General features: G+C 62.6%; 3 protein-coding genes. All 3 read right to left on the bottom strand.

Features of this window, described 5'->3' with window-relative positions:
• Positions 1–310, bottom strand: a 310-nt coding sequence (locus U9R81_RS09575) for an FAD-binding protein (RefSeq protein WP_322495255.1), incomplete at its 3' end; no start/stop codon positions are given.
• A gap of 10 nt (positions 311–320) precedes the next feature.
• Positions 321–1,766, bottom strand: a complete 1,446-nt coding sequence (locus tag U9R81_RS09570; RefSeq protein WP_322495254.1) for an FAD-binding oxidoreductase — start codon at positions 1,764–1,766, stop codon at positions 321–323.
• A 60-nt stretch (positions 1,767–1,826) separates the two neighbouring features.
• Positions 1,827–2,177: a hypothetical protein gene (locus U9R81_RS09565; RefSeq protein WP_066786494.1), complete on the bottom strand. Its 351-nt coding sequence runs from the start codon at positions 2,175–2,177 to the stop codon at positions 1,827–1,829.
• Positions 2,178–2,476: the final 299 nt, after the last annotated feature.

Raw genomic sequence — 2,476 nt, 5'->3', positions numbered from 1 at the left:
GCACCGCTTGCAATGCGCCCAAGGAGATGCCAGCCTCGACTATCACGACCAGATCGGCGGGATGGTACTCGAGCACCCGATTGAGGCGGCGCAGATCGAGGGCCAGATCATAGCGTGTAGGCGGGTTAGTCAAAAACTGGCGCGTGCCGGTGCCCCACGGCGCCACCGCCGAGCGCGCGCGCGATGCCGCAGCGAGCACTTCCGCCATTTCGGTCACAGTCGCCGGCTGCGCCACATGGTGCGGCAGGAAATCACCGATCGCATACGTAGCGGTTTGGGTCGTTGGTTGGGAAGATACCACGTTCATCATTGCACCGGCATCAAATCCATGCCCCGCGATCAACCGCGCGCAACGCGCCGTGCGCGCGGCGAATATTGGTACAATTACTGCCGCTGGGCAAGAGTTTGCACGGATTCATTATGCCAGCCGGATCAAAGACCGCTCGCACATCGGCAAAAGCGGCCAAATCAGCCGGGCCAAACATCCATCCTAGATAATCGCGCTTCTCGATCCCGATCCCGTGCTCACCGCTGATGGTGCCGCCGGCAGCGACACAGGCCTGCAAAATCTCTTCACTCGCCGCCACTACCCGCTCGAGCGCACCGGGGTGGCGCAGATCGAACAGCAACAACGGATGCAGGTTGCCGTCACCGGCGTGAAAGATATTCACGATAGTAATCTGATGGCGCGTCGCCACCTCTTCAGTGAACCGCAGCAATTCGGGCAACCGCGACCGCGGCACCACCCCGTCTTGGATATGGTAGTGGGGCGCAATTCGGGCGCAGGCGGCTAACGCGCCCTTGCGCCCGGCCCACAACTTCGCCCGCTGTGCTTCATCTTGGGCGGCGCGCAACTCGCGCGCGCCATACTGCCGGCACAACGTCGCGATCTGCTCTGCCTGCGCCGCCACCTCTTCGTCCAAACCGTCGATCTCGATCAACAGCACGGCCCGCGCATCAGCCGGATACCCGGCCCGCACCGCCGCTTCCACCGCCGCAATCCCCTGCCCAACCAGCATCTCAAGCGCCGCAGGCAGAATGCCGTGGGCAATGATGGCCGACACCGTCGTGCTAGCCGCATCGAGATCATCGTAAATCGCGAGGAATGTGCGCACCGCTTCCGGGTTTGGCGTCAGTTTGACCAGCGCCTCGGTGACAATGCCCAGCGTGCCTTCGCTGCCAATCATCACCCCAAGCAGATCGTAGCCGGGGGCATCGAGCGCGGCGCTGCCCAGTTCCACCACCCGGCCATCGGCCAACACGACGGTAGCGGCTAAGACATGGTTGGTGGTCACACCGTACTTCAAGCAATGCGGCCCGCCGGCATTGGTGGCAATATTGCCGCCAATCGTGCTCGAACGCTGGCTGCTCGGATCAGGGGCGAAATGGAGACTGTAGCGCGCGGCGGCCAGACTCAAATCGGTATTGACCACGCCAGCTTGCACGCGAGCGGTGCGGGCGACCGGATCAATTGCGAGGATGCGGTTCAGGCGCGTGAGTGAAATGACCAACCCACCCTGTTCGGGTACCGAACCGCCGGCCAGACCGGTACCAGCGCCTCGCGCCACGATCGGCGCGCCGAGCTGGGCAGCTACCTTGACGCAAGCTGCCACCTCGTTAGTGGTGCGTGGCGCCACCACTACCTCCGGCATCCCTTGATCGAGCACCGAGCCATCGTACTCGTAGAGCATCAGCTCTTCCGGCCGGCGCAACACAATGGCGGAATCAACAACGCGCAGCAGCGCCGCAACAAGATCAGCTCTCATAACCTGCTTCAACCCCTCGCTGCTGTCACGGGCAAGGAACGCCAACCCACTGTTTGACCACTACTTCGTGCGCACCCGGCGCTTCAGATCGATAACCGGACGCCGAAACGAGAGTACGTCGAGCGTGCCACGGGGGTACGACCGCAAGATAAGCGCCAACCCGCGCGGATGCCGCCGCCAGATCCCGGCCAGCGCCAACCCGATCAAGAGCGGCGTCATCACCCACACCAGCACCGGTGTGCCATTGTTGAGCACAATCGAACCGAGCCCCACCCCGACGAGGATCCACTGCGCCATTGGCAAGAACAGCATCCGTTCGCGCAGATGAACAAACGCGACCAGATATGCGATCACATACCACACCGACAGCAGGATCATCATCAGCAAGAGCCACGAAAGTACTGTCTCCATACCCATCCTCGCTCCACCCGCCACGCCGCAGGGGCATGATAACACACCTGCGCTCGCACAGCGATCCAACGACGCAGAGAGCGCCAAGGATTTCAACGCAAAGACGCCAAGGACGCAGAGAGCGCAAAGGGGTTTTGGGATGGAGATCATCCTCCGCGTTCTCAGCGTTCTCTGCAGTGAACACTATGTGTCCCCCTCTCCCACTGGCGCGGGAGAGGGGCACGGCTGCATTTCGCTCGATAATGCCTTTCCCGCCAACTACGCGGCTCCCCCTCTCCCACCGTGAGGTGGGAGAGGGG

Source organism: Chloroflexus sp., assembly GCF_034435895.1.
Taxonomy (GTDB): Bacteria; Chloroflexota; Chloroflexia; order Chloroflexales; family Chloroflexaceae; genus Chloroflexus.
This window is presented reverse-complemented; position numbering and strand designations above follow the sequence as displayed.

Excerpts from the sequence above, each read along its gene's own strand:
- U9R81_RS09565 (WP_066786494.1), bottom strand. The coding sequence starts at position 2,177 with ATGGAGACAGTACTTTCGTGGCTCTTGCTGATGATGATCCTGCTGTCG.
- U9R81_RS09570 (WP_322495254.1), bottom strand. The coding sequence starts at position 1,766 with ATGAGAGCTGATCTTGTTGCGGCGCTGCTGCGCGTTGTTGATTCCGCC.